The 15265-nt window shown below is 46.5% G+C and carries 16 protein-coding genes; 15 read left to right on the forward strand and 1 reads right to left on the reverse strand.

Going from position 1 to position 15265, the window contains the following annotated elements:
• Window positions 1–122 precede the first annotated feature (122 nt).
• The 7 genes from HMPREF3093_RS01920 to HMPREF3093_RS01950 all read left to right on the forward strand — a co-directional run bounded on the left by HMPREF3093_RS01920 (window position 123) and on the right by HMPREF3093_RS01950 (window position 6688).
• Entirely contained in the window at window positions 123–575 is a 453-nt protein-coding gene (locus tag HMPREF3093_RS01920; protein ID WP_070755354.1) for a flavodoxin, read from the forward strand.
• A 27-nt stretch (window positions 576–602) separates the two neighbouring features.
• Window positions 603–1844, forward strand: a complete 1242-nt coding sequence (locus HMPREF3093_RS01925; protein ID WP_070755355.1) for an aminopeptidase — start codon at window positions 603–605, stop codon at window positions 1842–1844.
• Window positions 1845–1863: 19 nt separating this feature from the next.
• Window positions 1864–2115 (forward strand): hypothetical protein, encoded by a 252-nt coding sequence (locus tag HMPREF3093_RS01930; protein ID WP_023390911.1) that lies wholly within the window; start codon window positions 1864–1866, stop codon window positions 2113–2115.
• A gap of 39 nt (window positions 2116–2154) precedes the next feature.
• Complete coding sequence (gene galU, locus HMPREF3093_RS01935) at window positions 2155–3027, forward strand: UTP--glucose-1-phosphate uridylyltransferase GalU (protein ID WP_023390910.1); 873 nt, start codon at window positions 2155–2157, stop codon at window positions 3025–3027.
• 277 nt (window positions 3028–3304) lie between these two features.
• The gene (galE, locus tag HMPREF3093_RS01940; protein WP_070755356.1) at window positions 3305–4333 is read left to right on the forward strand and encodes a UDP-glucose 4-epimerase GalE; all 1029 of its coding nucleotides are present in this window, start codon (window positions 3305–3307) and stop codon (window positions 4331–4333) included.
• Window positions 4334–4347: 14 nt separating this feature from the next.
• Window positions 4348–5292: an LCP family protein gene (locus tag HMPREF3093_RS01945; protein WP_143227633.1), complete on the forward strand. Its 945-nt coding sequence runs from the start codon at window positions 4348–4350 to the stop codon at window positions 5290–5292.
• Window positions 5293–5305: 13 nt separating this feature from the next.
• Window positions 5306–6688, forward strand: coding sequence for an LCP family glycopolymer transferase (locus HMPREF3093_RS01950; protein ID WP_070755358.1), 1383 nt, complete (start codon window positions 5306–5308; stop codon window positions 6686–6688).
• Between the two features lie 141 nt (window positions 6689–6829).
• Here HMPREF3093_RS01950 and HMPREF3093_RS01955 read toward each other — a convergent pair whose 3' ends face one another.
• On the reverse strand, window positions 6830–7177 hold the full coding sequence (locus tag HMPREF3093_RS01955; protein ID WP_070755359.1) for a hypothetical protein: 348 nt from the start codon (window positions 7175–7177) through the stop codon (window positions 6830–6832).
• 191 nt (window positions 7178–7368) lie between these two features.
• Between HMPREF3093_RS01955 and HMPREF3093_RS01960 the strand changes: the two genes are divergently transcribed.
• Genes HMPREF3093_RS01960 through HMPREF3093_RS01995 form a run of 8 tightly spaced genes read left to right on the forward strand, consistent with a single transcriptional unit; the run spans window position 7369 to window position 15255 of the window.
• Entirely contained in the window at window positions 7369–7689 is a 321-nt protein-coding gene (locus tag HMPREF3093_RS01960) for a hypothetical protein (RefSeq protein ID WP_143227634.1), read from the forward strand.
• Window positions 7679–9661, forward strand: a complete 1983-nt coding sequence (locus HMPREF3093_RS01965) for a V-type ATP synthase subunit I (RefSeq protein WP_070755361.1) — start codon at window positions 7679–7681, stop codon at window positions 9659–9661. Before HMPREF3093_RS01960 ends, HMPREF3093_RS01965 begins: the two co-directional genes overlap by 11 nt.
• A gap of 4 nt (window positions 9662–9665) precedes the next feature.
• Entirely contained in the window at window positions 9666–10145 is a 480-nt protein-coding gene (locus tag HMPREF3093_RS01970; protein ID WP_070755362.1) for a V-type ATP synthase subunit K, read from the forward strand.
• 22 nt (window positions 10146–10167) lie between these two features.
• Window positions 10168–10746, forward strand: coding sequence for a V-type ATP synthase subunit E family protein (locus HMPREF3093_RS01975; RefSeq protein WP_070755363.1), 579 nt, complete (start codon window positions 10168–10170; stop codon window positions 10744–10746).
• 15 nt (window positions 10747–10761) lie between these two features.
• On the forward strand, window positions 10762–11775 hold the full coding sequence (locus HMPREF3093_RS01980; protein ID WP_070755364.1) for a V-type ATPase subunit: 1014 nt from the start codon (window positions 10762–10764) through the stop codon (window positions 11773–11775).
• Window positions 11765–12085 (forward strand): V-type ATP synthase subunit F, encoded by a 321-nt coding sequence (locus HMPREF3093_RS01985; protein WP_070755365.1) that lies wholly within the window; start codon window positions 11765–11767, stop codon window positions 12083–12085. The genes HMPREF3093_RS01980 and HMPREF3093_RS01985 overlap by 11 nt, the downstream gene beginning before the upstream one ends.
• Before the next feature lie 13 nt (window positions 12086–12098).
• The gene (locus HMPREF3093_RS01990; protein ID WP_070755366.1) at window positions 12099–13886 is read left to right on the forward strand and encodes a V-type ATP synthase subunit A; all 1788 of its coding nucleotides are present in this window, start codon (window positions 12099–12101) and stop codon (window positions 13884–13886) included.
• On the forward strand, window positions 13873–15255 hold the full coding sequence (locus tag HMPREF3093_RS01995; RefSeq protein ID WP_023390898.1) for a V-type ATP synthase subunit B: 1383 nt from the start codon (window positions 13873–13875) through the stop codon (window positions 15253–15255). Before HMPREF3093_RS01990 ends, HMPREF3093_RS01995 begins: the two co-directional genes overlap by 14 nt.
• Window positions 15256–15265: the final 10 nt, after the last annotated feature.

Genomic DNA, 15265 nt, shown 5'->3' on the forward strand with positions numbered 1-15265 from the left:
AAATAGGTGTCTACTTGTTAACTATTTTTGTAAGCTCTATAAAAAATGAGTGCTAGCGTATATTTTTGTGCCTAACTTTGTTATAATAAAAGAGTAGTATTGAGATGAAGGAGGCGGGTTAGTTGCCACAAGCATTAATTATTTATGCAAGCTTGACCGGAAACACTGAAGCCTGTGCAGATATTCTGGCAGAAGCCTTAGAAGGACACGGGGTTGAGGTCACCCTACATGATGTCATGCAAGCCGAAGCAGCGGACTTTGAAGACTATGACTGCTGTATCGCGGGAGCCTATACCTATGGTGTGGACGGTGTCTTGCCTGATGAAATGTTAGACTTTTCTGAAGACTTAGGTCAATTAGACTTATCAGGTAAGGTCTTTGGGGTCTTTGGTTCTGGGGACGAGTTCTATGAAGTCTTCTGTGGGGCAGTTGATACCCTGGAAGAACAATTCAAGAAAGCAGGAGCTCGCCAAGCTGGCGCTAGCGTCAAGGTTAACCTCTACCCAGAAGATGAGGCCGTGACCGAATTAGAACGTCTGGCTCAAGATTTAGCCGACGCTTTAGCTGACAATTAATAATAAGATAGATACAAGGAGGAACTTATGACTTTAGCAAATTTTGATGAATTATTAGCCAAATATGCCCATCTCTTAATCAAGAAGGGCTTGAACGTGGGGACTGGGGATTATGTCCACATCAATACCGATGTTAACCAAATTCAATTGACTCACCTCTTGGTCAAGCAAGCCTATGAAGCAGGGGCAGCCAATGTTGCGGTTGACTTTTCTGATGATACCTTAACCCGTCTCAAATACGAGTACGAAAGCACAGAAACCTTGTGCGAGGTACCTGACTACGCTGTAGCCAAAGCAGAGTACTTCTTGGATAAACGTGCTAAGCGCCTTGCCTTACGCTCAACTGACCCTAACAACCTATCTGGCTTAGACGCTCAGAAAATTAGTGCGTCACAACGTGCCTTGCGTTCGGCTATTGCCCATGTGTCAACCGCTATCCAAGCTAATGAAGTGAGTTGGTTGGTAGCGGCAGGGGCTGCACCAGCTTGGGCGGCAGTCGTCTTTCCTGACTTGGCCTCAAGCCAAGAACAAGTAGATGCCCTCTGGGAAGCTATCTTCAAGGCCAACCGTATCTATGCTGATGATCCAATCGCGGCTTGGGATCAACATGTTGCAACCTTAGATCAGAAAGCCAAGTTCTTGAACGATACACAATTTGATGCCCTTCACTATACTGGGCCGGGGACTGACTTAGTCTTGGGCTTACCTAAGAACCATGTCTGGGAAAGTGCGGGCTCCCTTAACCGTAAAGGTGAAATCTTCATTGCTAACATGCCTACTGAAGAAGTCTTCACAGCACCTGATTTCCGTCGCGCTGAAGGCTATGTTTCGAGCTCTAAGCCATTGGCTTACGGTGGGACAGTCATCGAAGGCATGAAATTTACCTTCAAGGACGGCCAAATTGTGGAAGTATCAGCTGAAAAAGGGGAAGAAACGCTCAAACGCCTGGTAGAAGAAAATGAAGGGGCTCGTGGCCTTGGGGAAGTTGCCCTAGTTGCCCATAAAACACCTATTTCTCAATCAGGTATCACCTTCTTCAATACCCTCTTCGACGAAAATGCCTCCAACCACTTAGCAATTGGGCAAGCCTATGCGACTTCGGTTCAAGGCGGGACTGACATGAGCCAAGAAGAGTTGGCGCAAGCCGGTCTCAACCGTTCGATTGTCCATGTTGACTTCATGATTGGGAATGAACATATGGATATTGACGGAATCAAGGCGGATGGGACACGTGTTCCTATCTTCCGCAAGGGCGAATGGGCCTACTAAGCTAGAGAGGATGTAGAAGATGCCGACACACGATGCAAGCCAAGACCTTAGCCGTAAGATTAATCGGCGCCTGACCCGTAGTGGTTGGGTCTATATGCTAGGCCTAGTGGCTTTCCTCTTTGTAGCCATCTACGCCTTTAATCAACTCTTTCAATTGCCGATGAAGAAGAAAACAGCTGAAATTGAAAGTCTCAATAGTCGTATAGAAGAAATGGAGTCACGTCTAGAACAAGTAGAGGCTAGCCTCTCCATTGAAGTACCTTCGGAATAGGCCTTAAGCCATCAAACTTCATGAAAAGGAGCAAGGGAAATGGTAAAAGTTAAGAAAGCAGTCATTCCTGCTGCAGGTTATGGGACGCGCTTCCTACCGGCCACCAAGGCTATGGCTAAGGAAATGTTACCTATTGTGGATAAACCAACCATTCAATTTATTGTTGAAGAAGCCATTGAAGCAGGGATTGAAGATATCCTAATCGTCACTGGTAAGAGCAAACGTCCCATTGAAGACCACTTTGACTCTAACATTGAATTGGAAGAACACCTACGTAAGCAAGGTAAGGATGATTTGCTGGAATTGGTTAAGCCAACCAATGTCAACCTTTTCTTCGTTCGTCAGTCCTATCCTAAGGGCTTGGGGCATGCCATTCTGCAAGCCAAAGCCTTTGTGGGCAATGAGCCCTTTGTGGTCATGCTAGGGGATGACATTATGCAGGGTCAGGAGCCCCTAACTAAGCAATTGATTGATGTCTATGAGAAGACACATGCCTCTAACATTGCAGTCATGGAAGTACCTCATGAAGAGACGTCTAAGTATGGGATTATCGCACCTGAGCGTGAGCTAGAAGATGGCATCTACAATGTTGAATATTTTGTAGAAAAGCCTAAACCAGAAGATGCCCCAAGTGACCTAGCCATTATTGGGCGCTACTTGTTAACGCCTGAGATTTTTGACATCTTAGAAAATCAAGCGCCGGGTGCAGGTGGTGAAATCCAGTTGACCGATGCCATTGATACCCTCAACAAGACCCAAAGAGTCTTTGCTAAACGTTTTGATGGTAAACGTTATGATATCGGTAATAAGTTAGGTTTCTTGGAAATGAGTATTGAGTATGGGCTTAAGCACCCAGAAATCAAAGAAGGTCTCCGTGACTATCTCTTAGACATTGCTGAGAATTTAGAATAATTAGATTAAGAGGTTGAAAGCTTGCTTTCAGCCTCTTTTCTTATGTCGGCTTTGGAGTAAGGAGGAAGCTAAGGGTGGGATGTAAATAAATATCGTAATAATTGTCACAACATTTTGAAGTTGCTCATAAACCCTTTCGTAGCTTGAAAGATAAGGGCGTTACTATCTGGTAACTAAATCTAAAAAAACTATAAAATTCTGATTTAGGACTCTCTCTTGGCCTTAAAATGTGCTATAATGAGACTGTTCAATAAAAATATGTAATAGGGGTGTTCCTATGGCAATTCTCGTAACAGGTGGAGCAGGGTATATCGGTAGTCATACTGTCGTGGAATTATTAGCTGCTGGCCATGAAGTTGTAATTGTTGATAATTTTTCTAATTCAAAACCAGAAGTATTAAATCGTATTCGCCAAATCTCAGGTAAAGACTTTGCCTTTTATGAGGTGGATGTTTTAGACAAGGACGCTATGCGCCAAGTCTTTAAGGAAAATGATATTCAAGCAGTCATTCATTTCTCAGGCTATAAGGCGGTAGGGGAATCCGTTGCGGAGCCAATCAAGTACTACCACAATAACGTAGGTGGTGCCATCGCTCTAGTGGAAGTTATGAATGAATTTGGAGTAAAACATATTGTCTTCTCTAGTTCGGCAACCGTCTATGGGCTCAATAATCCGTCGCCTTTAACCGAAGATATGCCGACGCATACTGCTAACAGCCCTTATGGCTCAACCATGGTTATGAAAGAGCAGATTTTCCGCGACCTAGCGGCGTCGGATCCAGACTGGTCCATTACCATCCTGCGCTACTTTAACCCAATTGGGGCCCATGCCTCTGGCCGTATTGGTGAAGACCCACAAGGGATTCCTAATAACTTAATGCCTTATATTACCCAGGTAGCGGTTGGCAAATTACCTGCCCTCAGTGTCTTTGGGGATGACTACCCAACGCCTGATGGGACTGGGGTCCGTGACTACATCCACGTAGTGGACTTATCACTCGGTCACCTCAAGGCCTTAGATCGTAACTTGACGGTCAAAGGGGTCGAAACCTATAACCTAGGGACCGGCGAAGGCTATAGTGTCTTGGACTTAATCAAGGCCTTCGAAGAAGCTAATGGCATTAAGGTCAATTATAAGATTGTCGATCGCCGTCCTGGTGATGTGGCAACCTGCTATTCTGATGCTAGCCGGGCTAACCAACTCTTGGGCTGGTATGCTCAACGGAACTTGGTCGATATGTGCCGGGATTCTTGGAAATGGCAGAAAGAAAACCCACAAGGTTATGATGTTACCTCTCAAGCATAAGATGGAGGACTGTTTTGAAAGAAAGACGTACAAAACGGTCAATGCCTTCTTCCTATTACGAGTACGATAATCGTAACTATCGGCGTAGTCGCCTGTTAGTGCTGATTATCTTCTTCTTGATGATTATTGGAGTAGTTTGTTTCTTCTATGTAAGTTTTGTTATACGGAACATCAGCTCAGCCTATGAACCTTTAGTTGAAGTGGTAAGTAGCTCAGCTAATGCTGAATCGAGCTTGCCAGAGCGTATTCGAGAGCGTAAACCCCTGACCCTCTTGTGGTTAGGTGTGGATGATAATGAATCGGGACGCTTGGTCTCAGAGGAGACGCGTTTGATTAGCCTCAGTCTGTTGGAAGTAGGGCAAGGAGAGAGCACCCGACTACAGATTCCGAGTGAATCCACGCTTAAGGAAGGTGCTAGTCTACCAGCTGGTAAATTAGGTCAAGTTTTCATGATGAAACCATTACAATCAATTGAAAAAGCAACACAAGAGTTGCTTAATGTGCCGATTGATTATACAATAGAAGTCAGGTTTTCTAAGCTTCGTCCCCTAATTGATCGATTGGGTGGCGTCACCTTAGTACCTAAGCAGGATTTTGTCTTGGAAAATCGTCTCCTGACCAAGGGCCAAGAGGTGAAATTGACAGGGCGTGAAGTCTATGTTTATTTGGCTCGTCAGACGGATGAGACCTCTCTCAGTCAAGGCCAAAGACAAATGGATGTCTTAGAAGGACTTATCAATCGCCTAGCTAATTGGCAGAAAGTGCCAAGTTTAGACCAGGAAGTTGCGCTTCTGCAAGAAGCCATCCGGACAGATATGACTTTTGATGAATTTTTGGACTTGTTCCGGGCGGGTTACTTCAGTCAAATGACGGAAGCCCCTATGTCAATTGTCAATCTAGACGCCGACAGCCAGCATGTCTTGCTCCAACAGTTACAAGAAAAGTTGGAAAATAATTAAGGAATGTGATGGAATGACTAATAAAGTAAAACAATCGCGTAGCGAGCTGCACGGTTCTAAGAAGAAAAAATGGGGACTAGGTCGCTGGTTTCTTGTCTTCTTCTTCTTGGTACTCTTAGCAGGTGCTGCCTATGCTGCCAAAATGTTATGGGATATTAACCACACTGCTAATCAAGTCAGTCAGAATTCGACTGAGATTGGGAAGAGTGGTACCGTAGAGGTTAAGAAGATACGGCCAAAAGAGGCTTCTATTGAAACCGGCGATCCGATTAATATTCTCTTACTAGGGACAGACGATGATGGTCGTGGACGTGACACTAGCAAGGGCTATGTGGGGCGTTCCGACTCCATGATTATCTTATCCCTCAATCCAAAGACTCACACCACTAAGATGCTCAGCATCCCGCGGGATGTCTATACCGATATTCAGGGTCATGGCCAAGATAAGATTAACCATGCCTTTGCCTTCGGTGGCGTCGACTTAACCATTGATACCGTGCAAAACTTCCTCAATGTGCCAATTGACTACTATGCCGTGGTCAATATGCAAGGTCTGGAACAGTTGATTGATGCGGTAGGTGGGATTGATGTCACTAGCCCAATTACCTTTACCTATCAAGAATCAAGCTTCGTAGCAGGCGAAACCAAGCATGTCGATGGTTGGAATGCTATGAACTTTGCTCGGATGCGCTATGATGATCCTGAAGGGGAGACAGGGCGCCAAAACCGGCAAAAACTGGTAATCAAGGCCTTGGTTGATAAGCTCTCCAATGTTGGGGCGATTGCCAACTACCCGCAATTGTTGGAAGTAGTGGCTAAGAACGTCCAAACTAACCTAGATCTCAAGCAGGCCCTTAATATCTATCAGAAATACTCGCCAGCTCTCCAAAATATCACCGCCATTCGCTTTGAAAATTTGGAAGATTTGATGTTGAATGAGATTTACTACTACTATGCACCTCTATCTTCCCGCCTTAAGGTAGCCAATGAGTTGCGTTTGAATTCAGGCTTAACACCAATTAGCGCCAGTCAACTTCATGATCCTCTTGGAGATACAGGAGGAACGACTACTGCGACGGTGTCCAAGACTTCTAAGTTGATTATCAATCAATATCCGACTGGTTTTACAGCAGAAGAACTGCAACAAGTATCCCAAACACAGGATAATGCGCAGAACTTTCGGCAGAATGAGTATTATAATCCAGTAGCACCAGCAACTGAGTATTATTATGAAGAGCCGGTTACACCACAACCAGTTCAGCCGGATCCTGTCCAACCGACAGTTCCGCCAGAAAATAGTGAGCAACCTACTACGCCAGTTCAGCCAACACAACCAGTTCAACCGGTCACGCCTCCTGCTCAAGGTTCAGGTAGCGGCCAAGGAACAGGTCAATAAAGTATTTTTATGCCTCGTCTATGACGAGGTTTTTTCTTATTCTTGCAAACAAAAAAGACGACTCAGGAGTGAGACGTCTAAGAGAGTGTAGCTGCTTCGTCAGCCCCAAAACCATGGCAGTGGTTTGAGGTGGGTCAAGGGTTATTTTACACGGAGAATTTGCTGGCTATCCAAGAGGAAATCCAGGCCAGAGTCGCAGGCCATAAAACGGAAGTGGCCATTGCTTAAGAGGCCAGTGACATAGACACGGCGTTCGCCCAGTTGGATTTTGCCGGCCTTATCATAATATTCGTAGGTGAGTGTCAAGGCTTCTTGACTGACATAATGTTGGTGTAGACGCTCCAGAACATGGTCCATTGGCATGATAAAAGCTTGGACATTCGCCTCTGATGTCGGAGCTTGGAAGAAGGGTTGTAACAATTGGCGAGTTGCCTTGGAAACATTGCTGAAGAGGGCGGGCATTGCTTTAGTATTTAATGAGAGTTCCATGGGGATCATCCTTTCTATGCGAAATAATGTTCTTGCGAACACCTGTTCTATATCTCTAGTATACGAACATACGTTCATAATGTCAAGCACTTTTTTTCAAGGTATGGAAGGAGGAATGATTTTGCTATAAAAAACGGGATTGTTTTGGTATAATAGTAGGCGTATCCGAGTTATAGGAGGTGCAATTAAGTGTGAATACAACCATGAAAGAAATGCAGGCTATCGAGCGTGAAGCTGAAGCCTTAAGACGTGACTATCAAGAACAAGTAACTGCCTTAGGTCAAGTAGGTGAGGAAGAGTTGGCAGAGGTAATCGCCCAATTCGACCAAGTGACCCAAGCCCTAGTGGCAGAAGAAGAAGCCCAGTTAGAAGCACGCTATCAAGTCGCTCAAGAAGAATTAGCTTCAACCCAAGAGGCAAGTCAAGCCTTGGTTGAGCAAGTCTTGGCTGGCCAGCGTGAACACTGGCTCCAACACATTTTGACAAAGGTGGTAGACAATTATGGCCGTTAGTCCAATGCAGAAGATTACCTTGGTAACAAGCAAGGCCCTTCTGCCGGAATTACTGACCGTCCTTCAAGAAGATGGCCAGGTCCATCTCAATAACCTCAAGGTATTGGACGATTGGCAAGACCTTGAAGCCAATGAGCGAGGGACGTCTAAGCGGGAAGACGAGGCAGAAGCCGTCAATCTACTTCCCCAGCTTCAGAAACGTCAGGAAAAGGTGCAAAAGGCGCTGACCCTCTATCAACAGCATTTGCCTAAGAAGGGTCTCGTAGCCTCGCTAACCGAGGGACTGCCAGAATTGACCTTCCAAGAATTGGAAGCCCAAGGACGTCAGTTCAATGAACAATTAGCTGTTAACCGAGCAAGTCAGCTCAATAAGCGACTCAAGGATTTAGAAAAAGAAGCTCAGACCTTGCAAGCGGACTTGGCCCTCTTGACCCAGTGGCAAAAGCTAGATGTCTTACCTCAAGGAGGCCAAGACCATCAAGTGGTCAATGTGGCAATAGGGACTGTGCCAGCAGATAGTATTGATCGTTACTACAAGGCTTTGGTAGCTTTGCCAGACTTAGTGGTAAAACGAGTCTTCAGTAATCCCCAAGAAGTAGGGGTTGTGGTCTTTAGTCAGAAATTAAGCAGTCAAGCAGACTTCTTGGATAGCTTGGCACCTGCTTCCTTCCAGGCGTTAGAGTATCCTTTTGAGCGCCTGCCTCAGGAGCAACTGCCATTGACCTCTGAGCGGCTCAAGACAGTGCAAGAGACCATCCAAGCCATTCGCCAAGAGTTGACCCAGTCTCAAGAGACGGTAGACCAACTCAAAGTTCAATTAGATTACTTAGCCAACCATAGTTTGCGTGAGGCAGCGAGCCAAAATGCTGGTTTAACTGAACATTTAGCGGCGGTTGAAGGATGGACGGAAACACGCGCGACGGCTCATTTACAAGAGACTCTCAAGCAAGCTTTCAAAGGCTTAGTCGTTATGAAAGTTACTGATGCCAAGGATGAAGAGCTAGACCAAGTACCAATTAAATTACGTAACCATCCTCTCGTGGCACCTTTTGAATCGGTGACCCGGATGTATGCCTTGCCTAAGTATAATGAAGTCGACCCAACGCCTTTCTTGGCTCCATTCTATTGGACCTTCTTCGGGATGATGGTAGCCGACTTGGGCTATGGCTTGCTGGTTATGTTAGCAACCGCAATCGGTCTCTGGTTGATTAAGGGGCGTGAAAGCCTAAGAACGACCTGTAAGTTCTACTTCTCTCTAGGGCTATCTACTGCTATCTGGGGAGCTATTTATGGGTCAGCCTTTGGCTTTAACCTACCATTTAAATTGATTGATACCAATACAGATGTCACGACCATCTTGCTGCTTTCTGTTGGGTTAGGGTTCCTGCAAATCATGACTGGACTCTTCCTCAATACCTACCAGAAAGCTAAGCGGCGTGACTTCCATGAAGCCTATGCCAATGGCTTGGCTTGGATTTTCATCTTGCTAGGCTTAGTCGCTATGATTCTGGGACCAATGATTCCAGGCGCGGCTTGGTTAGGCACAGTGGGCCAAATCCTAGCTGCCGTCAATGCTATTGGGATTGTCCTCAGCTCCGTCATCAAGGCTAAGAGCCTAGGAGGACTGGGTTCAGGTCTCTATAATCTCTATGGGATTTCTGGTTACATTGGGGACTTTGTCTCTTATACACGTCTCATGGCCTTGGGTTTGTCAGGCGGGAGTATTGGGGCGGCCTTTAACACCATTGTGGCCTTTTTACCAGTATGGGCACGCTTTAGCATTGGGCTCTTGCTCTTTGTGCTCTTGCACGGCCTTAACATCTTCCTGTCCATGCTGTCAGGATATGTCCACGGCGCTCGTTTGATGTTCGTCGAATTCTTCGGTAAGTTCTACGAAGGCGGCGGTCAGCCATTCCAGCCCCTGGCACCAGTCAATCAAAACGTTCAAACAAAAGTAAAATCGGAGGAATAATTACATGGAACATTTAGCTGCTTACTTTACAGAATACGGGGGCGCCTTCTTTGCTGGCTTAGCCATCGCTATCGCTGTTATCTTTAGTGGGATGGGATCTTCACGTGGGGTCGGGACTGCCGGTCAAGCCGCAGCCGCTTTATTGAAAGAAGAACCAGATAAATTCGCCCAAGCCTTAATCTTGCAACTCTTGCCTGGTACCCAAGGCCTTTATGGTTTCGTTATCGGCTTCTTCATCCTCTTGCGTATGTCTGCTGGGGTTAGCCTAGCAACTGGTTTGGCCTATGTTTTCGTAGCCTTGCCAGTAGGGGTAGTGGGTTACTTCTCTGCTAAGTACCAAGGGAATGTGGCGACTGCTGGTCTTCAAATCTTAGCGAAACGTCCTGAACATGTCATGAAAGGGGTCATCTTAGCGGCCATGGTAGAAACCTACGCGATTTTGGCCTTCGTTGTATCCTTCATGCTCTTAACCAACGTTCAATAGACGCTGGGGAGGAGGTCCTAATATGAGTGAAATGGAATCCTTGCGTCAAGCTATCTTGGCGCAGGTGACAGAAGAAGGAGAGGCCTTGCTCAGACGGGCGCGTCATGAACACCATGACTTGCTAGAAAAAGCTGAAGCACAAGCAATGGCGGAACGTGATCGTCATCGCCAACAGGCCTTGAATCAGGTGCGTAGTCGCTACCAACAACAATTACAACAAGTAGACTATCAGAAACGTCAAGCTAAATTGACTGCCAAACAAAAAGTCTTAACAGAACTTTTCACTGAGGCTTTGGCTCGGATGGAAGCCTGGGACAGCCAACAAATCTGGCAGTTCATGGAACCTGTCCTAAACCAATTTACTGGCCAAGCCTTTGAATTAGCGCTAGGTGAAGACACACAAGCTAAGTTCAGCCAAGACCAACTGGATCAACTGCAAGCGCGTTATCCAGATATGGCTCTGCGGGTGCCTTTGCGCCATGAAACAGGCTTTGTCATCACCCTAGGCCGGATTGAATACAACTATCTCTTCCGCGAATTGTTAACCGCTATCTATGAAGAGGAAGGCTATCAAATTGCCAATCAAATTTTTGCTGACTAAAAAGGAGGCTAGGACATGACGGTTCATGACTATTCTCAACTGAATACAGCCATTAGTGTCAAGGAACAAAGCTTCCTCAGTCGGGCTAACCTAGTCCAACTGCTGAATGCTGTCGATGATGAACAGCTAGCTCTTTATCTAGAAGGCACACCCTATAGTGTTCCTTTGGCCGAGATTCGGCAACACGATGTCTTAGACCAGACTATTATGAAGGCTCTGGCGGCGGACTATGCTTTTGCTTACCAACAATGTCCAGACCCAAATCTGGTCAATGTTTTTGGGCTCAAGTATGTCTACCATAACCTTAAGCTCTTCCTAAAAATGCGGGCCATTGGTCGTGACTTGTCACATCTTCTGATTCCTATTGGCCCCTATCCCTTGGAGGCGCTCAAGCATTTGAGCCTGACCCTAGAGTCTGATTTATGTGATCCCTTGATTGTGGAAGAAGTGGCTCAGACTTGGTCAGAGTATAAGGACTATGAGAACACGGTCGCCATTGATATGGGGATGGATTCAGCCTATTTCCGTCATTTGCGGGTCATTGCTGATCAAAGCGACTTGCCGCTCCTGCAAGAATTAGTGGATGCCAAGATTGACTTTTTCAATGCCATTACGGCCTTGCGTGCCCTGGCTCAAGACAAGCCAAACAGTTTTGCCTATCAATTAATGTCTCGTAAGGGGACTAAGCGACCTAAGGAAATCTTGCATTTGGCTAAAGACGGCCAGTTAGCAAGTTGGTTTAATGCCTTTAATGCCTTGCCTTATACCAAGGTTTTTGATTCCTATGTCCAAGCGATGCAATCAGGCAAGATTCAAGCCAGTCAGATGGAACAACTTCAAGATCTCTACTTGACGCACTTAGTCAATAGTGCCTCCCTAGATGCCTTGTCTGGTGGACAGATTTTGCGTTATCTGAATGGGCGTGAGATGGAAGCAGTGAATCTGCGTTTGATTCTCCTTGGTCGAGCCAATGGTATCGCCAAAGAAGCCATCGAAGAAAGGATGCGACTGGGTTATCATGACAACTAAATCTTACAAAATTGCCGTAGTCGGCAACCATGATGCCATTCTGCCTTTTCAAATGATTGGGTTTGACATTTATCCTGTCCGCCAAGTAGAGGGACTGGGTCGCCTCTTGGCGCAGTTAGCTAAGGATAACTACGGCATTATTTACCTGACAGAAGATTATGCTCAAGAAATTCCAGAAGTTCTGGCATATTACCAAGGACTCGTGACACCGGCTCTTATCTTGATTCCAACCCATAAGGGGAGCCTAGGAATCGGTAAACAACAGATTCAAGACAATGTTGAAAAAGCAGTCGGCCAAAATATCTTGTAAAGGAGGGGTTTGCTTGAAAGAAGGAAAAATTATTAAAGTATCAGGCCCTTTAGTGGTCGCTGATGGAATGGAAGAAGCCAATATTCAAGACATTTGCCGCGTTGGGCATCTGGGCTTAATTGGTGAAATTATCGAGATGCGGGGCGACCAAGCCTCCATCCAAGTCTATGAAGAAACGTCGGGCTTAGGCCCAGGTGAGCCAGTGGCTTCAACTGGTTTACCCCTGTCTGTTGAGCTAGGTCCTGGTATGATGTCTCAGATGTTTGACGGGATTCAACGGCCCCTAGAACGTTTCCGTAGCCAAACAGAAAGTGACTATCTCATTCGTGGGGTAGCCCTCCCTGTCTTAGACCGTGAACGCAGCTGGCATTTTATCCCTCAAGTTCAAGTAGGGGAAGCTGTTAAAGCCGGTCAAATTCTAGGTTATGTTCAAGAAACAGATTTAATCCAGCACCGTATCATGGTGCCGAATGGCATTTCAGGGCGCTTGACAGCCATTGAAGAAGGCGACTATCGGGTGACGGACACCGTCTACCAAATTGAAGGTAAAGACGGCCAAGTCTTCCAAGGTACCTTGATGCAAAAGTGGCCAGTTCGTAAGGGACGTCCTTTTGCCCGTAAGTTGATTCCGGTCGAACCGATGATTACGGGTCAGCGGGTAATCGATACCTTCTTCCCTGTAACCAAAGGGGGAGCAGCGGCTGTTCCAGGACCATTCGGGGCCGGTAAAACAGTGGTGCAACACCAAATCGCTAAGTTTGCTAACGTGGACATCGTCGTTTATGTTGGTTGTGGTGAACGCGGGAATGAGATGACGGACGTCTTGAACGAATTCCCAGAATTGATTGACCCAGCCAGTGGTAAGTCCATCATGGAACGGACTATTCTGATTGCCAATACCTCCAACATGCCGGTGGCGGCGCGTGAGGCCTCTATTTATACGGGGATTACCATTGCCGAATACTTCCGTGACATGGGTTATTCGGTTGCCATTATGGCGGACTCAACCTCTCGTTGGGCTGAAGCCCTGCGGGAAATGTCCGGTCGTCTGGAGGAAATGCCAGGGGATGAAGGTTACCCAGCTTACCTAGGGAGCCGAATTGCGGAATACTATGAACGAGCAGGTCGTGTAGAGGTCTTAGGGTCTGGATTAGAAGGGACCATCACCGCTATTGGGGCCGTTTCGCCTCCAGGTGGGGATATTTCCGAGCCAGTTACCCAAAACACCTTACGTATTGTTAAAGTTTTCTGGGGCTTAGATGCTGGTTTGGCGCAACGTCGTCACTTCCCATCGATTAACTGGTTGAACTCTTACTCACTCTATAGTGATGAAGTGGGTCAATATATTGACCAAACGCAGCAAGTCGATTGGGCTGCTAAGGTCACCAAGGCTATGAACCTGCTCCAAGAAGAGAGTGAATTGGAAGAAATCGTGCGTTTAGTTGGGGTAGATTCCCTATCGCCAAAAGACCGCATGACCCTCAATACGGCGCGGATGATTCGGGAAGATTTCTTGCAACAGAATGCCTTTGATGAAGTCGATACTTATACATCTTTTGCTAAGCAATATGCTATGTTGACCAACATTCTGCGCTTCCACGAAGTGGCGCAAGAAGCCTTGGTTTTAGGTGCTTATTTCCATGAAATCATGTCTGGAACCGTGGACTTGCGGGACCGTATTGCCCGGAGCAAGTTCATTCCTGAAGCGGAGCTAGATCGTATTAAGGCTCTAGCCCAAGAAATTGACTCAAGTATCCATCAAATCTTAGCCCAAGGAGGTGAACTCGATGGCAGTCATTAAAGAATACCGCACGGTCAGTGAAGTAGTAGGCCCCTTAATGTTGGTTGAAGACGTCCAAGGAGTTCGCTTTAACGAACTGGTGGAAATCCGCCTACATAATGGTGAGTTCCGCCAAGGGCAAGTCTTGGAAGTCCAAGAAGACAAAGCCTTGGTCCAACTCTTTGAAGGTTCGGCTGGTATTAACCTAGCTAGCGCCAAGGTACGGTTTACTGGTAAACCCCTGCATTTGGGGGTTTCGGAAGACATGGTCGGCCGTGTCTTCAACGGCATGGGGGAAGCCATCGACGGTGGCCCAGACCTCATTCCTGAACAATACCTTGACATTGATGGTCAGGCTATTAACCCGGTTGCGCGGGATTATCCGGATGAATTCATTCAGACTGGGATTTCGGCCATTGACCACCTCAATACCTTGGTTCGGGGGCAGAAATTACCTGTCTTCTCAGGTTCAGGTCTGCCTCATAAGGAATTAGCCGCACAGATTGCCCGCCAAGCAACTGTACTTAACTCAGATGAAAACTTCGCCGTAGTCTTTGCTGCTATGGGGATTACCTTTGAAGAAGCAGAATTCTTTATGAATGACCTGCGTGAAACAGGTGCTATGGACCGTTCCGTCCTCTTCATTAACTTGGCCAATGACCCAGCTATCGAACGGATTGCAACTCCTCGGATTGCCCTGACGACAGCAGAATACTTGGCTTATGAGAAGGATATGCACGTTCTGGTTATTATGACCGACATGACCAACTACTGCGAAGCCTTGCGTGAAGTCTCGGCAGCACGTCGGGAAGTGCCAGGTCGTCGTGGTTATCCAGGTTATCTCTATACCAACCTGTCTACCCTCTACGAGCGTGCTGGGCGGATTATTGGTAAGAAGGGTTCTGTTACCCAAATTCCAATTTTGACCATGCCAGAAGATGACATTACCCATCCAATTCCTGACTTGACTGGTTATATCACCGAAGGTCAAATTATTCTGTCACGGGATCTCTATAATAGTGGTTACCGGCCACCAATTAATGTCCTACCATCCCTGTCCCGTCTTAAAGATAAGGGGTCAGGTGAAGGTAAGACCCGTTACGACCATGCGCCAACCATGAACCAGCTCTTTGCAGCTTATGCGACTGGTAAGCAGGCTAAGGAATTAGCTGTCGTTTTAGGGGAGTCGGCTCTGTCCGATGTGGACCGTAAATACATTGAGTTCACTAACCGTTTTGAAGAAGAGTATATCAACCAAGGTTTCTATACCAACCGTTCAATCCAAGAAACCTTAGACTTGGGTTGGGAATTGCTTTCTATCTTGCCACGGACAGAACTCAAGCGGATTAAGGATGATATGTTGGATACCTTCCTTAAACCAGCAGAATAGGGGGATGGAA

Origin of the sequence: Abiotrophia sp. HMSC24B09 (genome assembly GCF_001815865.1) — a bacterium.
In the GTDB taxonomy this organism is placed as follows: Bacteria; Bacillota; Bacilli; order Lactobacillales; family Aerococcaceae; genus Abiotrophia.

What these genes read in the sequence shown, in the direction of transcription:
- HMPREF3093_RS01975 (WP_070755363.1), top strand. Translation starts at nt 10,168, where the DNA reads ATGAGTGAAATGGAATCCTTGCGTCAAGCTATCTTGGCGCAGGTGACA.
- HMPREF3093_RS01970 (WP_070755362.1), top strand. Translation starts at nt 9,666, where the DNA reads ATGGAACATTTAGCTGCTTACTTTACAGAATACGGGGGCGCCTTCTTT.
- HMPREF3093_RS01930 (WP_023390911.1), top strand. Translation starts at nt 1,864, where the DNA reads ATGCCGACACACGATGCAAGCCAAGACCTTAGCCGTAAGATTAATCGG.
- HMPREF3093_RS01950 (WP_070755358.1), top strand. Translation starts at nt 5,306, where the DNA reads ATGACTAATAAAGTAAAACAATCGCGTAGCGAGCTGCACGGTTCTAAG.
- galU (WP_023390910.1), top strand. Translation starts at nt 2,155, where the DNA reads ATGGTAAAAGTTAAGAAAGCAGTCATTCCTGCTGCAGGTTATGGGACG.
- HMPREF3093_RS01995 (WP_023390898.1), top strand. Translation starts at nt 13,873, where the DNA reads ATGGCAGTCATTAAAGAATACCGCACGGTCAGTGAAGTAGTAGGCCCC.
- HMPREF3093_RS01980 (WP_070755364.1), top strand. Translation starts at nt 10,762, where the DNA reads ATGACGGTTCATGACTATTCTCAACTGAATACAGCCATTAGTGTCAAG.
- galE (WP_070755356.1), top strand. Translation starts at nt 3,305, where the DNA reads ATGGCAATTCTCGTAACAGGTGGAGCAGGGTATATCGGTAGTCATACT.
- HMPREF3093_RS01925 (WP_070755355.1), top strand. Translation starts at nt 603, where the DNA reads ATGACTTTAGCAAATTTTGATGAATTATTAGCCAAATATGCCCATCTC.
- HMPREF3093_RS01955 (WP_070755359.1), bottom strand. Translation starts at nt 7,177, where the DNA reads ATGGAACTCTCATTAAATACTAAAGCAATGCCCGCCCTCTTCAGCAAT.
- HMPREF3093_RS01985 (WP_070755365.1), top strand. Translation starts at nt 11,765, where the DNA reads ATGACAACTAAATCTTACAAAATTGCCGTAGTCGGCAACCATGATGCC.
- HMPREF3093_RS01965 (WP_070755361.1), top strand. Translation starts at nt 7,679, where the DNA reads ATGGCCGTTAGTCCAATGCAGAAGATTACCTTGGTAACAAGCAAGGCC.